Below are 21,406 nucleotides of genomic sequence, written 5' to 3' on the forward strand. Positions count from 1 at the left end.
AGCCGCTAACGCAAAGCATCGGCCTTTTTAAGCCATTTATAAAAATCAACGCCGCTGACCGGTTTATCCGGTTCGAATTTTTTGCCGTCGGCAAGCGGAATGATGTCTTCTTCAACCGTGCCCACGACGGCATCGAAATAAAGCGTGTCGAGCGGAACGTCCGAAATAGGACTTTTCCCGCGCGCGGCGTATTTGGCGCTGTAGCGGTACAAAACGGATGTGTTTGTGCCGGCGATTATATGCCATAAAAAAAGTGCCGCGTCTTTTCGCGCTGCCGTTTGCGTATTGACCGCCGAGCCGCTTGCATACCAGCCGTTTTCCAGCAGTTTTTCGTTGAGCCTTTGGAGCGTCCATTTTGCCGTTCCCGTTAAGGCATCGAAAACGGTCGTATGTTCCTGCGCCAGCACGGCCATATCCGAAAGGAGAATTTTTTCTTTTTGCAAAATCGCCGACGACGAAGTACCGAGACCGCTTTCAACTCCGTACAGTTTTTGACTTTGATTCCTTTTTTCGCCGTAAAGCTTTGTGTATTCTTCGTTCAAAAAGGGAAGCGCCGCATCGAAAGAAGTGAGCGCCGACGTGTAATCGGAAAGCTGCGTGTACACAAAGCCGAGTTCCGCTTTTAGTCTGTACGCTTCGGGATTTTGGGATACGAGCTTGCTCAAATAATCGCACCGTTCATTCGGAGTCGTTAAAAGCCGGGAATGCACAAGCTGTGCGTATTCGTCGCGCGAATTGTAATTATCGGCGGTTTTAAGTGCCCGGCGGGATGCGGTTTTATCGTTCTTTAAAAGATAATAGTCGGCGTATAAAGCGTATACGTACGCCATGTATTCCTGATCGGAAGAAGGCGAGGCGAGCAGAGTGTCCAGATTTTTTTTGATAGCGTCAAGCGCGGATGTTTTGGCTGCGCTCGAGCCGGAACTTGCGCTCGAGCCGTTTTGCGAAAGGTTTTGCGCGTGCTGCAGAACGAGACTCTTTTCGATTTCACCTGCGGCATGTAAATTGTTTTCGGTTGCCGAATCCGAATACAGCGTGTCGGCCGGGCTGCTCGCGCATGAGGCAAAAACGCCGATAAGCGGCACTGCACAGATAAAAATGAGCGCGTTGAACGCGGCTGAAAAGGCATGCTTTCGTTTCATTTTGAACCTCTGTCGTATGCATGAATTTTATTGTCGATTCCGCAGCTTATAAGTTCGGCAAAACCGTCGCCGTCAACGTCGATAAGGCGCGGCGTTCCAGTTCCCGCAACGGGGAATCCGTCGAGGGCCTGCAAATCGTCGGTGTATGCGTACAGCGCATTGCCGCCGCCGGAAACGAGAACGTCATCCCGTCCGTTGCCGTCGGCATCGATGAGTGTAAGCACGTAATCGTCGGCATCCTTTTGCTTTAAGGCGACTTGGCCGACTATTTGTGCCTGCGTGTCGATTTTATATAAATATGAGCGGTCGCTTATGACAAAGAACGTTTTTAAGGCGGGCGAATATACCGGCTGTACTTTGCATGACGCATACAGATTCACCGAAAATCCTTCCGCGCCGGAAGATTCGGAGGCAAAACACGGCTTTAATGAAAAAATTCCGTCTTCGGTTGCAACGGCATACCACAGCTCTTTTTTGTCGTTTTCGTAGAGAACCGGGCGCACGGCGCAAATCGAATCGAGTTCGGCAGGGTAGGCCGGCGCGGTTTTCCCTTCCGGCGTAAAAAGATAGATGGAACTGTCGAACGAGCGCGGAACGGCGGCGATAACGTTGCGGTACACGGCGGGCGGATTTTTAAGCTTTGCGTTCATTTCGTCCGAATACGAGACTGTGCCGTCTCCCGATACAAACAGCAAAACTTCTTTGTTCGCCGACGGCACGACGATTCCGTCTTTTAAAAACTGCGGTTCGGCCGCACATTTTTCGCCCGTCAGAACGGGAAAACCCGATGCGGCGTTGAGTGCATAATCGGTTTTATAAACGGAACCGCGCGCCGAAACCGCCCACACCGCCCGTACAAAACCGCGTTCCGTTTGTACGTTTACATATGCGCTGTCGTCGAGTTTCAGGCTTTGTATGCTGCGGTCGGCCAAATTGAACGCATACACGGAAGAATCCGACGCCCAGTATAAAAACGGAACGTTCGAAGCGTTTTTCCCCGCGTACACCGTTTGCCCGACTTTAACGGGGCTTTGATACGGAAAAGACGCAAGTTCCGACAGCGAATGCGATTTCGTTTTTTGCAGGTACAAGTCAAAGCCGAGCGTTTGTTTTGAATCGAGTTTGATGGAAAATACGCCCTTGCCGTAATCTTTTAAAACCGCTTTGAGCATGGCGTTGCTTTTCAAAAAAGAAGGAATGCTTTGCTCGAAAGTGTAATACACAAATAACGAAGATTCTGCGGAAACGGAGCGCATAACGGTTTTCCAGTTTTCCGTGCGGACAAGAAGATCGCCCTTCGAGGCTTCCTGTATCGCCGCGGCAAGAACTTCGGCGCTTTGCGAAAGGTATAAATAGCCGTCTTTTATAATATAAAAGGGCGTCGGAAGTTCGATATCGAAAGAACGTAAAAGGCTTTTAAGCAGCGAAGGAAATTCTATGCGCGGCACCCGCATGCCGTTTACAACCGCCGATACATCCTGATTTATAAAAGCCGACGCGAAAATATCCTGAAACACCTCTTTGCATTTTTTTTCGTTTTTTAACGAAACGAAGATAACCGGAGAAGCCGATTGTTCGGTACCGAAAACGCCCATTTCGCTTCCCATCCACGAAAAAAGCAATTCGTTAAGGCCCTTGTTGAATGCAAAACGGCTGCCGTCCTCGGCGGCCTTGTAAGCTTTCAGCATCGCGGGCGTAAGCAGCTGCGAACCGTTTTTCAAAAGGAATTCCGGCTCGCCCATATTGATCAGCGTTATATAGCCGGCCGACTTGGGAAGGCGCGACAATATGCCGGGAACAAACGAGCGTTTGGTTAAAATCGTTTTTAAGCCTTCGTCGGAACTTTCCCATACGCCGCTTCCGGAAACGGTGATGTCGTCGTACTGCAGCGCGATGTTTACGGCCGAATATTCGGGGAAATTGATACGGCGCGCAACGTTTGCCGCGACGGAAGATCCGTCCGCAAATCCGTCTTTAAAATGATTTATGTCGGATAAAACACTCAACGAACCGCTTCGTGCATTTTTTATAAATTTTTTGATCGTTTTAAAATTTTCGGGACGGTTTTTTTGCATCGACGCGAAAAAAAGCGAAGGCGAAGTTGAACAAATCAGTATGTCTTTACAGCGCCCGATAAAAACTGAAGGCGAACCTTTTGCCGTATATACCCAATAATCGATGCCGTCATCCGATTCCGCTTTAAGACCGTTCACCGAATTGAGTAAATCCGGATATATTTTTAATACCGCGGGCAACAGGCGCAAAACGCAGGATCTGAAACCGAGCTTTATCAAAACGGTATAATCGCCGCTTGAATAAGCGGCCGCATCGATGCGCACGTTTGCGGCAAACTTAAACCATTTGTTCGCGGGAATCGGCGATGCGCGGAATGAACGCAAAAGTCCCTGAACATCTCCCATGCCGGCGCCCGCCAAAACCGAATCGAGCGTAAGCGTCGAAAGTGTTTGGTTTATAAAGGCGCTTGCCGACGGCAGATTTATATATGCGTAATATCCTTCGGGAATATGTTCGCTCGGATCGGCGCCGTCCAAAGCCGAATAGGCGGCAAAAAGACCGATCGCGCCTATAAAAACGAGAATAATACCGAATAAAACCGCGATGAGCGTCAAAAAAAACGAGCGTTTTTTTTTCGGTTTTTTCCCTTTGCTCGGCACGCGCGCGCCCTCAAGATTCTCTTTATCTTTGCCCGTTTGACCTTCATCCGCCTGCACTTGCGTATTCAACGGTTCTTTTTCATCGTGATTTTGGGATATTTCATTCATACCGGACTTCCTCTATTTGTCGATTATAGGACGGCAAGGGTAAATAATCAAGGCTGTACGCTTTTGTTTTGTCGCTCGGCACCGATTATGTTATAATAACATTATCTTACGAGCCGAAAAATTTTTCGGAAGCAGAAGCTTCCTGCAAAAGTTTTTATGGGAGGAAATTATGCCCAGACCTGCGACAAAGGCCGATTTAATTCAAGCTTCAAACGAACAATTTGCAAAACTGCGAACTTTAATCGACGGAATGACCGACAAAGAAAAAAGTGCCGATATCTTTCCTAATGAACGCGATAAAAACGTGCGCGACGTTTTGGTTCACTTGTACGAATGGCACTGTCTTTTGCTGAATTGGATACGGTCAAATACAAAAGGAAAACCCGCCGCCTTTTTGCCTGAGCCCTATAATTGGAAAACCTATCCTGCAATGAACGTCGGATTTTGGAAAAAGCACCGGGAAACGCCGTATGCCGCCGCCGAGAGCATGCTGAAAAAGACGCACAAAGAGGTTATGGCGCTTATCGAAACGTTTTCCGACGAAGAACTTTTTTCCAAAGGCGCTTTCGATTGGACGGGCACGACGACGCTCGGCAGTTACTGCGTTTCGGCAACATCGAGCCATTACGATTGGGCGATCAAGTGCTTAAAAAAGGCGCTGAAAAAATATAGGGAAGGGTAAACGTACAGGCTCGAACTGTTCACTGGCGATAGTTTATTTTCGCCCATACCGCTTATTGCCCCGTACATTATAATTTTTCGTAGACAATACGACTTTATCGTGGTACAATTATGACACGGAGGGCCTTATGCCGCAAATAGTTCCGATACGTGATTTAAAGAATACTACAAATATTTCCGCCTTGTGCCATGAAAGCGATGAGCCTGTTTTTATAACAAAAAACGGTTACGGCGATATGGTAATTATGAGTATGGAAACTTTTGAAAAAAATGCTTTTTTTAATCGTCTGTATGATAATCTTGATGCAGGGGAACTTGATGTAAAAGCAGGCCGTGTTACCGATGCCGATGATGTGCTTGCAGAACTGAAGTCTAAGTATGGCCTATAAAGTAAGAATCGCCGATACGGCAAAGGCAAACCTTGATGAAATCATCAGGTATATCGCAGAAAAACTTTCCAATTCAAAAGCGGCTGTCAGTTTGCTTGCAGATTTTGAAAAATGTAAAAATAATTTAAAGGATTTGCCATATATGTATCCTCTTTGTAATGATACAAGATTGCAGAAGAAAGGATACCGCAGATTCCTCTTTTATAAAAATTATGTTGCCTTATATTCGATTAACGATAAAGGAAAAATCGTAAATATATTGCATATATTTTATGCAGAGTGTGATTATGCAAAATCGGTGTAAAACACAGCAGTATTATTTTAGCAGTCGCAGTTAAACCGCTAAAGATTATAGAGCGCGTTAAAAAGTCTCTTGGCGGATTTTCAGTAATAACAAATGCACTTTGTTCAAGTAAAAGGAATTTTATCGGCTAAAAACGGCATGAACTTATACCGCGGCTGAATACCGATAAAATATTTTCGTATGTGACGGCTTTTGAAGATAAACAAACTGGCGCGCAGTTGGCTCTGTTTTAACCCCCTCCATTGAATCGGCGTTTTATTTATGCTATACTTTTATTATCATTTACGGAGGTATCTAATGCGTAAAATTATGTGCGGCGTTTTTGCCGCGGCGCTTTTGTTTGCCGGGTGCAAAACCGCAAAAACCGAACCCGCCGCCAAAGAACTGGAAGGAACGGTTAAATCGGAAGTACTCGAACATAAAGGCTCTGCTTTGGGGATAAACGAATTGCCCGTATGGGTGCAAACTTACATCCAAACGGGAATTACCGGTTTGGAAAAATTGAACGACTATAAAGACGTGTACTGCTTTGTTGCGGAAACCACCGCTTCCAACCTCGATGCGGGGCAGGCGTGGGTAAACAGCTTTAACATGCCGCAAACTATAGCCCGGAACGTATCGGCCCGTGTCGACGCATTGTTCAGCGGCGCTTCAAGCGGCGGAACCGACGGAACGTACGGCACGTATTTTGAAAACGTTGTAAAAGCTTCGTCCAATATCGAATATTCGGGCGTGCGCAAAATAAACGATTGGTGGGTGCTTGTGCGCCGGTACGACCAAAAAGTAAAAAGCAAATACGTCGATCAATACCGCGTATACGTATTTTATACGATTGAGCGCGATTTGCTTGATCGTCAAGTGCTCGCCGTTATCGACAAAACGGCTGCCAACGCGAAGCTGAATGCCGACCAGCAGGCAACCGTAAACAAGGTAAAGTCCCTTATAAAGGATCGCGGACTGTAATCGGTTTAATCGACTTAATCAGTTGATACGTTGAATGTAGGTTGCCTTCGGGATAACCGTAATTTCAACGCGGCGGTTTTGAGCCCGTCCTTCTTCGGTGGCGTTGTCGCCGATAGGGCGGGTGCCGCCGTATCCGCGGTAGGTAAACAGCTTTTCGTCTACGCCGCGCTTAACCATTTCGGCAATGATGGCTTGCGCCCTTTGAACCGAAAGAATCTTTTCGCCCTGTGCTTTTCCGACGCTTGCCGTATGACCTTCCACCAAAATCGTATTTTCGTTTCCGGCCGTGGCTTTTTTAAGCGATTCGGCCAACAAATCGAGGCGCGCTTTTTCTTCCTGCAGCAGCAGGGCCGAGTCGGCTTTGAATTTTAAATTCCGCACGGAAATAAGCATGCCCGGCGGCGTATCGCTTATTTCGACGTCGGGAATTCTATTGTCGACGATGAATTCTTCAACCTTATTGTAATCGAAATAATAATTTTTATCTTTCACCGGAGAAGCAACCCGATACGCAAGCGCGTTGTCGTTGAGCACTATGACGACCTTTCCCAGCCGGAGCAGTTCGCGGTTTTCGGGCACGGAAAGAATTTTTAACGCATCGGTTCGCGATATGACAGGGTCGGTCCGGTATACGCCGAATACTTCTTTTGCGGCTATATACAGCGGATCTTTTCCTATGCGATTTTCATACGCGGCCGCATCGGGAACGGAGCCGTAACTTACCAAGCCCTTTGTCCGTACGACTTGCGGCTCGGCCATGTTGCGTTCATACAGCAAATCCATGCCGCTGTCCCAGATTTTCGGGAACAGGCAGGCGTTGGCGTTTTCGCGCGTAAATTCGCCGTGAACGGGAAGGCTGCCGCGCGCGTCTATAATGATGCCCGTATACGGGCGCGACGACACTTGTTCTATCGGAATGGTCGGCGTGTAGGGAACCTTGTGCACGACCATCAGTTCCGCGATGCGGTACAGTGAAATGCGATGTTCCGTTTTAAGCGTTTCGTCTTCTCTGCCGTATATTCCGGGACTGAGCGTACCGCTGTCTATAATATCGGTGATGTCTTCCAAAGCGAGCGTGCGCGCGGTAACGGCGTTTCCGAGTAAAGACGAAGAATCGAGCGTTACGGTTAAAAGCGGCGATTTTACCAGAAGGGGCAGCTGCTGCCGGATGCGGTTTATTCCCGCTGTGCGTCCTGCCGGCAGGGGGAAGCCTGCCGCGTTCATATCGAGCGCAACGGACGAAGAAAAGACGCCGGTTTTCCAATCTATAAAACTTTCGGCGGTCAGGCTTGTTTTTCCGGTATTTTGTGCGAAAAGAGATGCAGTATTCAGTATGGACATGCACAATATAAGCGCCGCGATAATCGCCGGTGTAAGCGTAAAAAAACGCGCCGTGCGTACGTGAAAGAAAACGGAAAAGAAGTGCGGAATTTTTTGTCCGTTCGACATAGTTCGGAATTACCTCATTCGATTAAAAAAAACGCCGATTTTTTTGCATGCGGCGGTCTTATTTCAATATCGGCACAAACAGAACCGTACCTATACTTAAAATTGCGTTTTGGCTGCGCTTGTTTATCTTGCAAAGCATTTCCACGCTTACGCCGAATTTGCGCGACAAAGCCCACAAGGTGTCGCCCTGTTTTACCGTATACGTATGTGTAAAGGCGAGCGTTTGCTGGTTTGTAAGAGCGTTCAACACCAATTCGTCGCAATTATGCGGAATACGCAGCCGATACGCGTCAACCGGCGGCGTTATCGGGTACTTTAAAGACGGGTTTAAAAACTTATAGATTTCGTACTCGATGCCCGTGTCTTCGGCAAGGATTTCAAGATTTATTTGGCGCGGCAAAAGGCATTCGCTGAACGCCAAAGCGGCATCACTGTTGTAGGACGGAAGCTCAAGACCGTAGTATTCGGCGTTTGTGATAAGATCCGCAATCGCCAAAAATTTGGGAACATAGGCTTTGGTTTCGCCGCGCAAAAGTCCCTTGTCGGCCAAATACCAAAAGTCTTTTTTGCCGGCTTTTTGTACCGCCCGGTTCATGGCGCCCAAACCCATGTTGTATGCGCCCAACGCGAGTTCCCAGTTCGAAAAAAAATCGTAATTCGCTTTGAGTTTTCTGAGCGCCGCATCCGTGCTGAACCACGGATCTTTGCGTTCGTCCAGCCAATCGTTTTTTTCCAAAAGGCCGTGTATGCTGTTTTCCATAAACTGCCACAAGCCCACGGCTCCCGATTTTGAGCGCGCGTGCGTGTTGTAGCCCGATTCGATAACCGGCAAAAACTCGAGGCATTGGGGAAGGCCGTATTCGGCAAGCTTTTTGCGTATATACGGACGGTAGGTGGCCGCGTTTTGCATGACGGCGGCAAGCCATTTTCGGCTGTAATCGGATAAAAAATCTTTGCGGTACTTGGCAATGAGTTTATGGTCGCTGTACGGAATGTCGAGAGGAACGTAGACCGGTCGTTTTTCCGCACCGACTGCGGGAGGCGTCGGGAGTGCCGGAATTTCGGTTTGTGTCGGAACATCCTGTACCGAAACGTCCTGCACGGAAGCGACTGCAGCCGCTCCGATACTCTGCGCACCGCAGGGAAAAAATAAAGCGGCGGCGGCAAACAGGCGGAGCGCGGCGGCAAAAAGCGTTTTTTTCACAGTTTTTCCCCGTAGTAAATGCCCGCCCATTCCCAGCGGCCGTGAATTTCGGGATTAAGCGGAAAATTCACCTTTCTGAAATAAAAGTACCACACTTTTATGTACGAACGCCAGCCCCACGTGCGGAGATATGCTTCGTTCGGGTTGGACGAATCGTCCGGCCGGGGATTGTAGCGAATGCGGTTACCCGAACCGAAGTTCTGCATCGAAAAAGTTACCTGCGAGTTCGGATCGCCGGCATCCTGTTTCCACGACATGGCAAAAAAGTTCACTTTTGCACGGTACTTGTCCAAAACGGTAAAGCGGGACGTGTCGATGGCGTTTTTTACGGCACTTTCCAATGCGTCCAGACTTTCGAATGTCCAATCTTTCGGAGAATTGTTAAAATTTACCAATCTGCGGGCTCGGCCGTACGCATCGGGAAGGTTCGGAATTTGAATTTTCGATGCGTCTTCCTGCGCCAAAAACAACGAATAAGACTGTAATGCCTGATTCCATTCGCCCATTTTTTCGTATTCAAGCGCAAGACGCGCGTACAGCTCGGTTTTGTTTATTTCATCGGGAAAATGCGTTATAAGCTGGTTAAAATAGTCGATGCGGTTTTCGGGCGACGTACTGATTTGCACGAGGTTTTGCAGGCAGAGAATATGAATCGATTTCCCCTGAATGCTCAAATCGTTGTAGTTTTTTATGATCCGCTCAAAATACATTTCGGCAATGGGTTCGGCGCCTTTTTCCTGATAAATATATGCGGTTAAAAGCAGCCAATACGCATTGTATTTGTCGTTCGGGTATTTTTTTACGTAATCGGTTAAAAAAAGTATAAGTTCATCGTCTTTTTTTTCTTTGCGGTAATTCGCCGTTATTTGATTGATGATTGAAAAACGGCGCTCGGTCGCTTCGGGCGTTTTTTCCAATATGACGAACAATTCGTTTTGTGTGCGTCCGAGCGTTTTTGAACCGCCTTCTTGTTCGTTATTTTTTGCGGCCGGTATCGCGCATGCGGCGGCAATGCCGGCAATTGCCAGAACTGCGCCCAGCAAAAACGCACCGGTCTTGGAATACAGCTTTTTTTGCACCGTTTTGAACATCTTTTTATTCTAACATGCGCGGGGGGTTATTGGCAAGACTGCCTTCTTGCTGTATGCTGTACCTATGAAAAACGATAAGTACAATATACTGCTTGCCGCGGGTCTCCTCTTTATTTTCGGCGGAATTTTGCTGCTGGTTTATCTGTTTTCGCGGGTATCCCTCGGTATGTATGTGTTCCGCTTTGCGCTGTTTTCTTTAAGCGGTTCCGTATTGCTGTATTTTGCGCTTACCGGAACCAAGCCTGCGCTGTTTACGTTCAGCGGCTTGTTTTTGTCTTGCTGCAGCCTTTTGTTTTTAATCGCGGACGCGCGCATCATTCCGTACACGATAAAGCAGGTGTGGCCGGTAACGGTTGTGCTTTCGGGCTTGGCGCTTTTTCCGGCAGGGTATGTGCGCTTTCGTAAATTTCAGATTTCATATGTCGTGCCGGGCGTTATGCTTGCGGGATTGGGCTTTGTATTTTTATGTTTTTCGCTGAATATTATAAAAATCTCTTTTGCCGAATTCGCGCGTGCGTGGTGGCCCCTTATCTTTGTTATATTCGGTTTAAGTTTGGTTATTTTGTTCGTCTATACCAAAAAACAAAAAACGCCGGTTATATTTGAAGATTCCGAAGATGACGACGAAGAGGATCTTCGATAAGATGAATCGAATAAAAGGATTTTCCGCATGTGTGCTTTTGCTCGTACTGACCGCATCGTGTAAGACGCCCGACCGCGCGGTCTCCGACGATCTTTCCGCTCTCGAGGTAAAAGCGCTTCCGTCGGTCGTTTCGGCCCCGAAATCGTCCGCATACGGAAAACTGTTTTCACCGTATTTCAGCGGTGTTGACGAGAAAATTCTTTTGTCGATTTTTGACGGCAGTCCCGCTTCGATCCGTTCGGCCGTTTCCTCCCTGTATAAACCGGGCGGAAATTATTCCGAACAGGAAAAAGTTCTTTTTGCAATATGTTCGTGCATTATGAAATACGCGTGGCCGCAGGAACGGATCACGTGGACCGCACCATCGGATTTACCCGACAACTTATATACCGAAGCGCTCGATTCGGTTTCGAAGGGAATTTTCGCTTTTTCGTCCGCCGAAAACGATGTGTTTATGCTGACTATTCCCTGTTTGGCGATGTTTACCGCCGGCACGGTAAACGGCTTTTATGCGCAAGCCTTATCCTCTGCGGAAAAAGCTTTGGCGCTCAATTCCGATTCCGTGTTGAATTTATATCTTGCCGCAACGGCCGCGCTCAAAACAAACCGGTACGAAAAAGCTCTTGCATTTTCCGAGCGCGCGGCCGCAATCGAGCCGAACAATCAGTATATCGCTCCCGTTTATGTGGAATCGCTTTTGTATGCGGGAAACGCCGAAAAGGCCTATGAGCTTTCGGCGCGCTATTTGACTTTATCGCCGCAAGCTTTGGATATGCTCAAGCTCAATGCCCGCGCGGCCTTTGCTTCGGGGCGCTACAAAGAAGCCGAAGGTTTGGCGGCCCAAGTTCTCCAACGCCGGCCGGATGACGGCGAGTTTTTGTTGTTCCGCGCGCAAGTGCTTTTCCGGCTCGAAGAATATTTAAGCGTTTCAACTTTGCTCGACCTTTACTCCCGAACCGATAAAACCTCAAAGGATTATTTGCTTTTGCGCGCGCGCTTGCAAGCCGTATGGAATAAAAACCTTACGGCTGCGACCGCTTCGGTTCAGGAAGCCCTTGAGCGCTATAAAGACGATCCGGACGTTTTGCTTTTGGCGGCCGAATTCGCCGTTTTGTCCGGTCAGCCGGTTGCGTCCCGAAGCGCTTTCGAGCTGGCGTCGGCCGTGCTGGAAAAAGACGCGCACAATACGCGCGCCCTTGCGGTGCTTGCAAAAGACGGCGCAAAACGGCGGGACTGGCAAAGCGCTTACGACGCGATGAGTTCGCTTTCGCAGCTGGAGAGGCTCAGCCTTGAAAATACGCTTTTATACGTTCAAATTTGTCTTGCGCTCAATAAAGCCGAGCAGGCGAGAACCTTACTGGACGCGGTGTACAATCCCGATACCGCCGACGAAAATCTGCGGCAATGGTATATCCGTTTGCTTATCGCCGAAGGCAAAAAAAACGAAGCTTCCGCCTTAATAAACGCTCTTTTAACGCAATCCGCCGGAAAAATGAAAAGCGTTTTATATTACGAAAAAAGCAGGCTTGCTTCGACCGATCCTCAAATCCTTTCGGACCTGCGCTCAAGCCTTACCGCAAATCCCCGCAACGAAAACGCCCTCTACGATTTATACGCCTATTATTACCGCCAAAAGGATTACCGCAAAGCGCAATATTATCTGAAACAGGTAATCGCGCTCAATCCTTCCGATGCGGAATTATTAAAACTCAATTCGGAACTCGACCGCCTGGTAAGGTAGAAGAGCTTCGGCGATTTGTCCCGAAATGAATTGTCATAAGGTTATATAGGGCGAAGCAATCTTAATAAAACGGATCGATATTTTTATTTTCATTCCATACGTATTCAAGCGCACAGCCGATTTTTTTTGCAGCCTCGCGATGTATCGTATCGCTGATGAATCCCAAACACATATCAATTCCTGCCGTTATTCCCGATGAGGTATAATATTTCCCATCGACAACCCAACGCGCTTTTTTTATCCAATGCACATTTGTATTTTGTGCGGTCACCCATTCCCACGCTTTTTTATTACTTGTCGCTTTTCTGCCGTCCAATAATCCGGTTTTTGAAAGTAAACCCGAACCGGTACACACGCACAAAACGTATTTGCTTTCCTCCGCCAAGGTTTTCAATTTTTTTATAAAATTTTCATTGTCGACCAATTGTCTGGTTCCTTTACCTCCGGGAATAAGAAGAATATCCTTTTGTTGAATTGCATCCGTCTTTTCCGTTTCGATGGTGTTTTGTATCGAACAAGTTACCGGACCGCCCGCAGCCGAATAATATCGGATATCATACTCTGCATCCGATTCTGCAAACACTTCCGCCGGTCCGAATGCGTCGAGCGCCATGAAATCGTCAAAAACGATAATGTTTACATGTTTCACAATTTTCTCCGCGTACCTCACGCCGGTGCCTCGTTCGATTTCCCGTTCAAAGACGGTTGTCATAGCTGCCCGATTTTTCCCTACGCATCTTTTGAATCCCGCGTGAGTTCCCCGCGCTGTTCCAGTTCGGTAAGCACTCTTTGGTACATGTTTTCGTCTATTTTGTAGCGGACGCGGTACAAAATGTAACTTGCGACGATGCACAGCGGCGGGAAAACGAGCATGGCAATCTTCATCATTAAAAGACCGCCCGCGCTCACGTCGGCCGCGGAAGTCGCCTCTTTAATGCCGGAAATAATAACGACCGCGCTCACAATGCCGTTACTGACGGCTCCCGACAGTTTGTTTATAAAGGGCTGCAGCGAAAACGAAATGCTGTCGTTGCGTTTGCCGAGTTTCCAGTGTCCGTAATCGACACAGTCGGCAAGGAACATGAGCATCATAAGCTGGATGAAAGCTTGGCCGATAAAAATCAAAATGCCTGAAATACCGATAAAAAGCATCGTATTCGACGGCGCAAAAAAGAAGATGACGTAGCCGGCCAAAACCATAACTGTTGCGAGCGTAAAGATTTTTTGCCTGACCAGATATTTGCTTACAAGGGGAAAGATGATGAGCGCCGTAATTTGCGAAAGTCCCAAAATGATTGCAAATACCGAGTACATGTTTTCGTCGCCGTACGCGTATTTGAAAAAATACAGGCCGAAGCTGGTGGTTGTCATATAGCCGATCATAAAAATCGTCATTGAAATCGCCGTTAAAAGCAGCTGATCGTTTTTGAAAATAACGCTTACCAATTCTTTTAAAGACGTATGTTTTTGCTGCTTGGTGATTTTCGGTTCTTTTACGCCGATTAACGTAATCGTTTGCCCGATCCACATAATTAAAACGACAATGATCGCAAAAACGGTATAGCCTTTCGCGAGGCTTCCGACCTTATTTCCGAGTATTTTCGTAACGGGCACGAGTCCTGCGACAACGGAAAAAAGCCCGATATTAGCGCAAATACGCGCAAACGCTCCGATTTTTTCGCGCTCTTTTTGATCGACGCTCAATGCGGGAAGCATAGACCAATAGCTTATATCGTTTGTCGTAAACGCCATTCCCCATAAAAGATAAATGACGGCGAAAACGGCCGCGTAAGCGCCGCCCTGAATTTTAAAATCGGTAAAAAGCAAAATCGTTAAAATGCCGGACGTAAACGCGCCGAACGCGATCCACGGTTTAAATTTGCCGAATTTGGTTTTCGTATTGTCGACTATCAATCCCATAAACGGATCGTTGCACGCATCGAAGATACGGGCTGCAAGTACAATCGCCGTAATCCGCCACAAAATTGCCGTCGGAACGTAAATAACATCGGTCATGTAAAAAATCAAATACATGCTGATAAGGGTATACACCATATCGCGCCCGATCGTTCCCAGCCCGAAAGTCCACCTGTTACGTTTTGTCATAAAAACCCCTATAAAAACTTTTGCAGACAGCTTGGGCTGTCGAAAAAGTTTTTAGCAGCGCTTTCGCAAACGACAGTTGAGAAAGCGCGATAAATAAAAGAGTTTGCAACGCAAACTCGGTATAGAAAGCGGCGGCGCTATTTTAGACGCTGCTTTTTATCACAACTCCTATAACTATTTTGCCTTATGAGGCGATTTTTGTCGTTACGAATACATAGGAGCCGAAGTCTCCCAAAAGCTGGGTACGGTTGTTGTAATATGTACCCATAAACTGATTGTTCAAAAGGATGCCGTAATCCAACAGCGCTCCCGATGCGGTATATGTTTCGACGCAGTCGGCAAGCGCGTAATATTTGTTTGCGGTTTTTAAAATAAAGCCGTCCGGATCGAGGGAAAAGGGCAGCAAGTGTTTAACCAAGCCGCCGAAACGTTTTATAAAAAGCCGCTGCGGTTTTGTTTCGGTTTTGTAAAACGAAGCGGGATCCATCCCTTTTACTGTAAGGCAGGCCGCGCTGTCGGCGCTTTTTGCCGTATTCTGAAAAAAGCCGGTGATGGCGGTGCTCCCGTCGCTGCACTGCCAAAAAGCTTGATTGTCCTTGTGCGTTTTTACGAGTGAAAAGGTGCCGAATTGAAAGATGTGCCGGTATTTTTTGTAAAAGGCGATCTGCTCTTTTATTTCTTTTTTTTCGACATACGTTAAAAACTTTAAATCGAGCTCGTAGCCCAATACACCGAAGCATGCGGTATTAAAGCGCGTGCTTAAAGACGTTTGCCGGAGCGTTTGCTGGTGCGGAGATGCCGAAACGTGGGCGCCCATCGCCGAAAGCGGATACAGCATGCTTAAAGCGCTTTGCATGCGCCGGCGCTCTACGGGGTCGGTATTGTCGGACGTCCATATTTGCGGCGAAAAGCACAGTAGACCTAAGTCAAAGCGGTTGCCGCCGGATGAACAGCTTTCAAATAAAATCTGCGGCCGCGGACCGAAAATACGGGCAAGAATTTCGTACAATCCCAGAATATAGCGGTGAAAGAATTCGCCCTGATTTTTAAGTGTCGGAGAAAAGGCGGCGGACATATGACGGTTCATATCCCATTTGACATATGAAACGTGCGCTTCGTCCAGCACGGTGCCGACGTTTTCTACGATGTAATCGCGCACTTCTTTGCGGCACAAATCCAATACAAGCTGATGGCGTCCGCGCACCGCGTCCCGTTCGGGGTCTTGCACCGCCCAGTCGGGGTGCGCGCGGTACAAATCGCTGTCTTCGTTTACCATTTCCGGCTCAAACCACAAGCCGAAGTCGAGCCCCGTTTTGCGTATGCTTTCGGCAAGGCGTTTTATGCCGCCGGGAAGTTTTTTCGTGTTGACACGGTAATCGCCCAAACCCGCGCTGTCGTTGTTTCGGTCGCCGAACCAGCCGTCGTCGAGTACAAAAAGTTCTATGCCCAGCTTTGAAGCAATGCAGGCCGATTTTAAAAGCGAGCGGCGGCTGAATTTAAAAAAATCGGCTTCCCAATTGTTTATGAGTACGGGGCGCTCTTTTCCTTTCCATGTGCCGCGTACGATGCATTCATTTATAAAACCGTGCATATTTTTTCGCAGCCCGTTAAAGCCTTTTTCCGAATATGAAAGAACGGCTTGGGGCGTTTCGAAACGTTCGCCCTTGTGTAAATCCCACGAAAAACAATGCGGATTTATGCCGATTCCTATGCGTATTAAATCGAGATGACTTTTTTGAATAAAGCCGAAGTGGTTGCCGCTGTATACAAGGTTGAACGCATACACATCGCCCGAATCATCGTCGGCTGTGTGCGAGGCCATAAGAAAGCCCGGATTGTGCCGGTTTGAGCTCGCTCCCGTCGACGATTCGTTTACCCACATGCCGTAGGCGATTTCTTTACGGTTAAGGTTTGCTTCTTTAATCCAGCTCCCGTCGAGCGTAAGCATGTCGTAACCGCGGTCGGGAAGGTCGATCATCATGCTCATAAGGCGGCGCAGTTCGAGCGGTTTTTCGTTATTGTTTGTGATAACGGCGCGCCGTGCGATAAGGTCGAACGACGGAAAAACGGTATAGTATAAATCAAGACGCACGCCGTTTTTATCTTCGGTTTCGATAATAAGCGTTTCGGCGTCGCCTTTGCCGTCGAGTGCGCACGGAAGACTTTCGGCCGCGCAAGCTCCTTTTTCAATGCGGTGATTTTTATAGATAAAGTCGTGCGTAAAACTTCCGTCGGGCATGCGTATTTCGGCAGGGCAATAGCGGTAATCGCCGCGTCCGTTTCCCGACCATTGCAGCGGAATATTATCCAAAACGTACAGCGGATCTTTTTCGTCATAGCACACGGACGAACCGACTTGCGCCGTTCTTTTTACGCGTACACCTTCGACATCGCTTTTTTGCAGCTTTTTGCCGTAATGAATCGTTTCCAAATGTCCGTACTCGGTAATGCAAAACCAATAGCTTGTCGTATCGGTTTCCAAATAAAACACGTTTTGGTCAAATTGAATCATACTTTACCCGTTATATATGATTTTGAATCATATACGATTTTGAAAAAAAAGTCTTGTCCTTATTGACCATTTCGGCGAAACTTGCTATTTTTATCACGGAGTTTTGCATATGGTTTTCCCCTTACAGGAATTGGTTAGTTTTGAAGGCAATATTTACGAAATCACTTGCGCCGCAAGCCGCCGCGCCTACCAGCTTTCAATGGTAAAAGATGCAAGCATTGAAGAAAACGACGGAAAGGTCGTGTCGCTTGCCGCCCGCCAGCTTTTCGACAAACAGGTTGAATACCGAATCGAAGCTTAAACCCGTCATCGTTATCTGCGCACCGACCGCTTGCGGAAAAACGGCTTTTGCCGAAGCGCTTTTCGCCTGCGATGCCCAATCGCCCTTTGCCGGCACAGCCGAAGTTATCAGCGCCGATTCCATGCAAGTGTACCGCGGCTTTAACATCGGAACGGCAAAACCCTCCGCCGATTTATGCAAACGTCTTCCTCATCACCTTATCGATATTTGTTCTCCCTTTGCTCAATTCGGGGCCGGCGATTTTGTACGAGAAGCGCTCGCTTGCTGTGAGCGCATATACGAGCGCGGCAAACTGCCGCTTATCGTCGGCGGCACGGGATTTTACATACGGAATTTTATATACGGACTTCCGCCGACTCCGCGCGCCGATTCGGCCGTGCGTGAACAAATCGAGCGCCGTATGCAAAAAGAAGGCGCGCAAAAACTGTGGAACGAGCTTGCGCTTTCGGATCCTGTCAGCGCAAAAAAAATACACGTACACGACGAATACCGCATAAAGCGCGCTTTGGAAGTGCGTGCCGCTTCCGGAAAGCCCTTAAGCGATTTTGCGCTTACGCCGAAAGCGCGCGAAGGCTTCCGCTTTTTGATTTTGTCTTTGCAAAAAAGCCGCGCGGAACTTTACGAGCGTATCGACCTGCGCGCGGAAACCATGTTCGCCGCCGGCCTTGCCGACGAAGTAAAAACGTTGATTGCCTGCGGGAGCAAGCCGACCGATCCTGCAATGCAGGCTATAGGCTACCGCGAGTTTTTTACCGAATCGCTCGAACTCAATCCCGACATTCAAGCGGTAAAAGAGCGCGTAAAAAAGGACAGCCGCGCATACGCAAAACGTCAGCAAACTTTTTTTAAATCTTTTTCGGACGCCGTCCTTTTACTGGCTGACGACAGTGCAGGCGGCATAAAAAAAATCGATGAATTTTTAAAAGGCGGCTTTGATGTACTTGACTGAGAACCGAAATTCGGTCATAATGAGTACAGTTTTTGAATTTACATAAGGAGTGCTGTTGTGCCCTGCGGAAAAAAAAGAAAGCGTCAAAAAATAGCTACGCATAAGAGAAAGAAAAAACTCAGAAGAAATCGTCACAAAAACAAATAAAGGGAACCTCTAAAAACCGCAGTTTTTAGAGGTAACTTTATGTCCTGGATTTCTTTTTGTGTATACTATTGATTGTGCAATGAAAAGGCTGCAAGCCCGATATTGTATCGGCTGGCGGTCTTTTTTTTAAGGAGCTGGCTTACGCTGCTGGAAAAGATAAACGGACCCCAAGATTTAAAACAGTTCGGCATAAAGGATTTAAAACGATTATCCGATGAAATACGGCAGCGCATTATACGGGTAGTCGCTCAAACGGGCGGACACCTTGCGAGCAACTTGGGCGTGGTGGAATTGACGGTCGCCTTGCACAAGGTGTTCGACAGTCCGCGCGACGCTTTGATTTGGGATGTGAGCCATCAGTGTTACGCTCATAAAATCCTTACCGGCCGTAACGACCGCTTTGAAACGCTGCGGCAAAAAGACGGTCTTGCCGGTTTTACAAAGCATGAAGAAAGCGTTCACGATTGGTTCGATGCGGGGCACGCTTCAACTTCGATTTCTTCGGCTTTGGGCTTGCTGGTCGGCAGGCGGCTGCATAATGAAGACGGAAAAGTGATTGCCGTTATCGGCGACGGTGCGCTTACCGGCGGCATGGCGCTCGAAGCATTGTCGCACGCGGGGCAACTTTCAAAAGATTTGGTCATTATTTTAAACGATAACCAAATGTCGATAAACGGCAATACCGGAGCTTTGTCCCGCTATTTGAGCCGTCTTACGATGACCGCGCACTATCAAACATTCCGTTACAACTTTGACCGCATAGCCGAAAAGATTCCGTTTATCGGCAAGCATTTTATGAACCTTATATTCCGCTTAAAGCGCGCGGTAAAGGGTCTTGTTTTCCCGAGCAATTTTTTTTCCGATTTGGGTTTTGAATACGTGGGACCGCTTAACGGTCACAATTTGGAACAGATGATTACGGTTTTTAAGCGCATTAAAAAACTGCGCCGGCCCGTTGTCGTTCATTTGGTAACGCAAAAGGGAAGGGGATACGCGCCGGCCGAAAACGATCCGGTTTCCTATCACGGGGTTGCACCCGCATCTTCTTCGAAGCGGCCGGTAACGTTTACCGACGTATTCGCTTCGGCGATTGTACGGCGGGCACAAGAGGATGAGAGAGTCGTTGCGGTTACGGCGGCTATGACCGACGGCACCGGTCTTACCGAATTCCGCCGCCGGTTTCCCGATCGTTTTTTCGACGTCGGCATAGCCGAACAGCATGCGGTAACCTTTGCAGGCGGTTTGGCGCGTTCGGGCTTAAAGCCCGTCGCGGCGATTTATTCGACCTTTATCCAGCGCGCCGTCGATCAACTTATTCACGATATCGCTTTGCAAAATCTTCCGGTTGTATGCATGCTCGACCGTTCGGGGCCCGTGCCCGGCGACGGCGAAACGCATCAGGGAATCTTCGACATTTCGCTTTTGCGCCCGGTTCCGAACGTATCGCTTTTGGCGCCGGCTTCTCAAAAGGAATTGGAACTGTGTTTTGACTGGGCACTCGAACAAAACGCGCCGGTTGTTATACGCTATCCGAAAGCGCCGTGCCCCGGCGAACAGGCCGAGTTTGCGCAAAGCGTACGGAGCGGACGCGGCGTTTTGCTTAAAAAGCCCGCCGAAAGAGATTCTGCAGCCGGCGGTACAACGACAAGCGCCGCCTCTGCTGGCAATGCTTCCGACGGAGTTGTCGGCGGCGCGGCCGATATTTTGCTTGTCTGCACGGGCGGTATTTTCCCCGAAACGCTTGAAGCTGCGCGCGAACTGCAAAAAGAAGGAAAATCCGCCGATATTTACAACCTGCGCTTTTTAAAGCCGCTCGATAAAGAATATTTTTTATCGATCGCCGCGCAGTACGAACGGGTTCTCTTTGTCGAAGACGGCATACGCATAGGCGGCATCGGAACCTATTTGGAATCCCTGCTTGACCGCTACGTCGACGGTAAAAAAACGGGGGTAAGCGGCTTTCCCGACCGCTTTTTGGCGCAGGGGAACCGGAGCCAGATTTTGCGCGATGCGCACTTGGACGGCACTTCTTTGGCGCGCAAAGCTTTAAAACTCTGGGACGCCGTATGAACGGACATCGTATGAACGGGCAGCCTGTAAATTTGCCGCATCCCGCGCCTTTGCAACTTTCGGATCGGGTGCTTAAAACGAGTCGAAGCGCGTACATCGTTTCGATCGTAAACTGTACGTCCGATTCCTTTTGGGCCGGTTCCCGCGTATCCTCTTCATCCGCTGCGGCCGAATGCGCGTTGGAACATTTCGCAAACGGCGCCGACATCGTCGACATCGGCGGAGAGTCGAGCCGCCCCGGTTCGGTTTACGTGAGCGCCGATGAACAGATAAAGCGCATCGTTCCGGTTATAGAAGAAATCCGCCGCCACTGTACCGGCGCTTTATCCGTCGATACCCGCCTTTTGCCGGTTATGCAGGCCGCCCGCAGCGCCGGGGCCGATATTTTAAACGATATATCGGCTTTGGAAGACGATGAAAACCTTGCCGCCTTTGCCGCAAAAGAAAAAATTCCGGTTATTTTAATGCATAAAAGGGGTACCCCCCTTATCATGCAAAACAATACCCGTTATACTGATATCGTCGCCGAGGTTGCTTTGTACCTTGCACATCGGATACAATATGCCGTGTCGCAGGGAATAAGCGCCGATAAAATCATCGCCGACCCGGGAATCGGTTTTGCAAAAGATGTGCGTTCGAATATAACGCTCGTTCAAAACGGCGCGGCGATTGCGGAACTGATACAAAAACAAACCGGTTTCGGAGCGCCGCAGCTGCTTGCAGGCTTGTCGCGCAAAAGTTTTATCGGTTCTCTTACGGGAAAGGATACGCCCGAGCGGCTTTCCGGTACCGTCGCGGCAAACCTTATCGCCGTGCAAAAAGGTTATACTTTTTTGCGCGTGCACGATACGGCGCAAACGGCCGACATGCTTGCCGTTTTGGACGCTTTCGGTTCGGTTTCCGTCGGCACGGAATAAAACGGAAAATGCGG

18 protein-coding genes are annotated in these 21,406 nt (G+C 48.5%); 10 read left to right on the top strand and 8 right to left on the bottom strand.

The annotated features are described in order from the left end of the window. Window positions 1–5: 5 nt before the first annotated feature. On the bottom strand, window positions 6–1,142 hold the full coding sequence (locus HMPREF9194_RS04375) for a hypothetical protein (RefSeq protein WP_016525169.1): 1,137 nt from the start codon (window positions 1,140–1,142) through the stop codon (window positions 6–8). Beyond that, entirely contained in the window at window positions 1,139–3,925 is a 2,787-nt protein-coding gene (locus tag HMPREF9194_RS04380; protein WP_016525170.1) for an FG-GAP repeat domain-containing protein, read from the bottom strand. Before HMPREF9194_RS04380 ends, HMPREF9194_RS04375 begins: the two co-directional genes overlap by 4 nt. 169 nt (window positions 3,926–4,094) lie before the next feature. Between HMPREF9194_RS04380 and HMPREF9194_RS04385 the strand changes: the two genes are divergently transcribed. From HMPREF9194_RS04385 to HMPREF9194_RS04400, 4 genes are all read left to right on the top strand, one after another. Continuing rightward, window positions 4,095–4,607, top strand: coding sequence for a ClbS/DfsB family four-helix bundle protein (locus HMPREF9194_RS04385; RefSeq protein ID WP_016525171.1), 513 nt, complete (start codon window positions 4,095–4,097; stop codon window positions 4,605–4,607). Window positions 4,608–4,734: 127 nt separating this feature from the next. Next, window positions 4,735–4,995 (top strand): type II toxin-antitoxin system Phd/YefM family antitoxin, encoded by a 261-nt coding sequence (locus tag HMPREF9194_RS04390; protein WP_016525172.1) that lies wholly within the window; start codon window positions 4,735–4,737, stop codon window positions 4,993–4,995. Beyond that, window positions 4,985–5,299 carry a type II toxin-antitoxin system RelE/ParE family toxin gene (locus HMPREF9194_RS04395; RefSeq protein WP_016525173.1) on the top strand — a complete coding sequence of 105 codons (315 nt, stop codon included), beginning with the start codon at window positions 4,985–4,987 and terminating at the stop codon, window positions 5,297–5,299. Before HMPREF9194_RS04390 ends, HMPREF9194_RS04395 begins: the two co-directional genes overlap by 11 nt. A 297-nt stretch (window positions 5,300–5,596) precedes the next feature. Beyond that, complete coding sequence (locus HMPREF9194_RS04400) at window positions 5,597–6,262, top strand: hypothetical protein (RefSeq protein ID WP_016525174.1); 666 nt, start codon at window positions 5,597–5,599, stop codon at window positions 6,260–6,262. An 18-nt stretch (window positions 6,263–6,280) separates the two neighbouring features. Here the strand turns inward: HMPREF9194_RS04400 and HMPREF9194_RS04405 are convergent, their stop codons facing one another. From HMPREF9194_RS04405 to HMPREF9194_RS04415, 3 genes are read right to left on the bottom strand one after another with little or no spacing between them, the layout of a single operon-like run. Continuing rightward, window positions 6,281–7,711, bottom strand: a complete 1,431-nt coding sequence (locus tag HMPREF9194_RS04405; protein ID WP_016525175.1) for an OmpA family protein — start codon at window positions 7,709–7,711, stop codon at window positions 6,281–6,283. A gap of 58 nt (window positions 7,712–7,769) precedes the next feature. Beyond that, window positions 7,770–8,915: a lytic transglycosylase domain-containing protein gene (locus HMPREF9194_RS04410; RefSeq protein WP_051127826.1), complete on the bottom strand. Its 1,146-nt coding sequence runs from the start codon at window positions 8,913–8,915 to the stop codon at window positions 7,770–7,772. Next, window positions 8,912–10,006: a tetratricopeptide repeat protein gene (locus tag HMPREF9194_RS04415; protein WP_016525177.1), complete on the bottom strand. Its 1,095-nt coding sequence runs from the start codon at window positions 10,004–10,006 to the stop codon at window positions 8,912–8,914. The genes HMPREF9194_RS04410 and HMPREF9194_RS04415 overlap by 4 nt, the downstream gene beginning before the upstream one ends. 64 nt (window positions 10,007–10,070) lie before the next feature. Here HMPREF9194_RS04415 and HMPREF9194_RS04420 point away from each other — a divergent pair, with 64 nt between their 5' ends. Beyond that, entirely contained in the window at window positions 10,071–10,649 is a 579-nt protein-coding gene (locus HMPREF9194_RS04420; RefSeq protein ID WP_016525178.1) for a LiaI-LiaF-like domain-containing protein, read from the top strand. Window position 10,650: 1 nt separating this feature from the next. Further along, a complete protein-coding gene (locus HMPREF9194_RS04425; RefSeq protein ID WP_016525179.1) occupies window positions 10,651–12,390 on the top strand; it encodes a tetratricopeptide repeat protein in 1,740 nt (579 codons plus the stop codon). 61 nt (window positions 12,391–12,451) lie between these two features. Here HMPREF9194_RS04425 and HMPREF9194_RS04430 read toward each other — a convergent pair whose 3' ends face one another. From HMPREF9194_RS04430 to HMPREF9194_RS04440, 3 genes are all read right to left on the bottom strand, one after another. Next, window positions 12,452–13,039 (bottom strand): DJ-1/PfpI family protein, encoded by a 588-nt coding sequence (locus HMPREF9194_RS04430; RefSeq protein ID WP_245540721.1) that lies wholly within the window; start codon window positions 13,037–13,039, stop codon window positions 12,452–12,454. Between the two features lie 80 nt (window positions 13,040–13,119). After that, a complete protein-coding gene (locus HMPREF9194_RS04435) occupies window positions 13,120–14,496 on the bottom strand; it encodes a glycoside-pentoside-hexuronide (GPH):cation symporter (RefSeq protein WP_016525181.1) in 1,377 nt (458 codons plus the stop codon). Between the two features lie 184 nt (window positions 14,497–14,680). Next, the gene (locus HMPREF9194_RS04440; RefSeq protein WP_016525182.1) at window positions 14,681–17,008 is read right to left on the bottom strand and encodes an alpha-galactosidase; all 2,328 of its coding nucleotides are present in this window, start codon (window positions 17,006–17,008) and stop codon (window positions 14,681–14,683) included. 109 nt (window positions 17,009–17,117) lie between these two features. On the opposite strand from HMPREF9194_RS04440, the gene HMPREF9194_RS04445 reads away from it, so the two are divergent. The 4 genes from HMPREF9194_RS04445 to folP all read left to right on the top strand — a co-directional run bounded on the left by HMPREF9194_RS04445 (window position 17,118) and on the right by folP (window position 21,392). After that, on the top strand, window positions 17,118–17,309 hold the full coding sequence (locus HMPREF9194_RS04445) for a DNA-directed RNA polymerase subunit omega (protein WP_016525183.1): 192 nt from the start codon (window positions 17,118–17,120) through the stop codon (window positions 17,307–17,309). Further along, window positions 17,287–18,258: a tRNA (adenosine(37)-N6)-dimethylallyltransferase MiaA gene (miaA, locus tag HMPREF9194_RS04450; RefSeq protein ID WP_040846183.1), complete on the top strand. Its 972-nt coding sequence runs from the start codon at window positions 17,287–17,289 to the stop codon at window positions 18,256–18,258. The genes HMPREF9194_RS04445 and miaA overlap by 23 nt, the downstream gene beginning before the upstream one ends. A gap of 219 nt (window positions 18,259–18,477) precedes the next feature. Further along, window positions 18,478–20,475, top strand: coding sequence for a 1-deoxy-D-xylulose-5-phosphate synthase (gene dxs, locus HMPREF9194_RS04455; RefSeq protein WP_245540722.1), 1,998 nt, complete (start codon window positions 18,478–18,480; stop codon window positions 20,473–20,475). After that, window positions 20,472–21,392 carry a dihydropteroate synthase gene (folP, locus tag HMPREF9194_RS04460; RefSeq protein ID WP_016525186.1) on the top strand — a complete coding sequence of 307 codons (921 nt, stop codon included), beginning with the start codon at window positions 20,472–20,474 and terminating at the stop codon, window positions 21,390–21,392. The genes dxs and folP overlap by 4 nt, the downstream gene beginning before the upstream one ends. Window positions 21,393–21,406: the final 14 nt, after the last annotated feature.

It is taken from the genome of Treponema maltophilum ATCC 51939 (assembly GCF_000413055.1).
Classification (GTDB): Bacteria; Spirochaetota; Spirochaetia; order Treponematales; family Treponemataceae; genus Treponema_C; species Treponema_C maltophilum.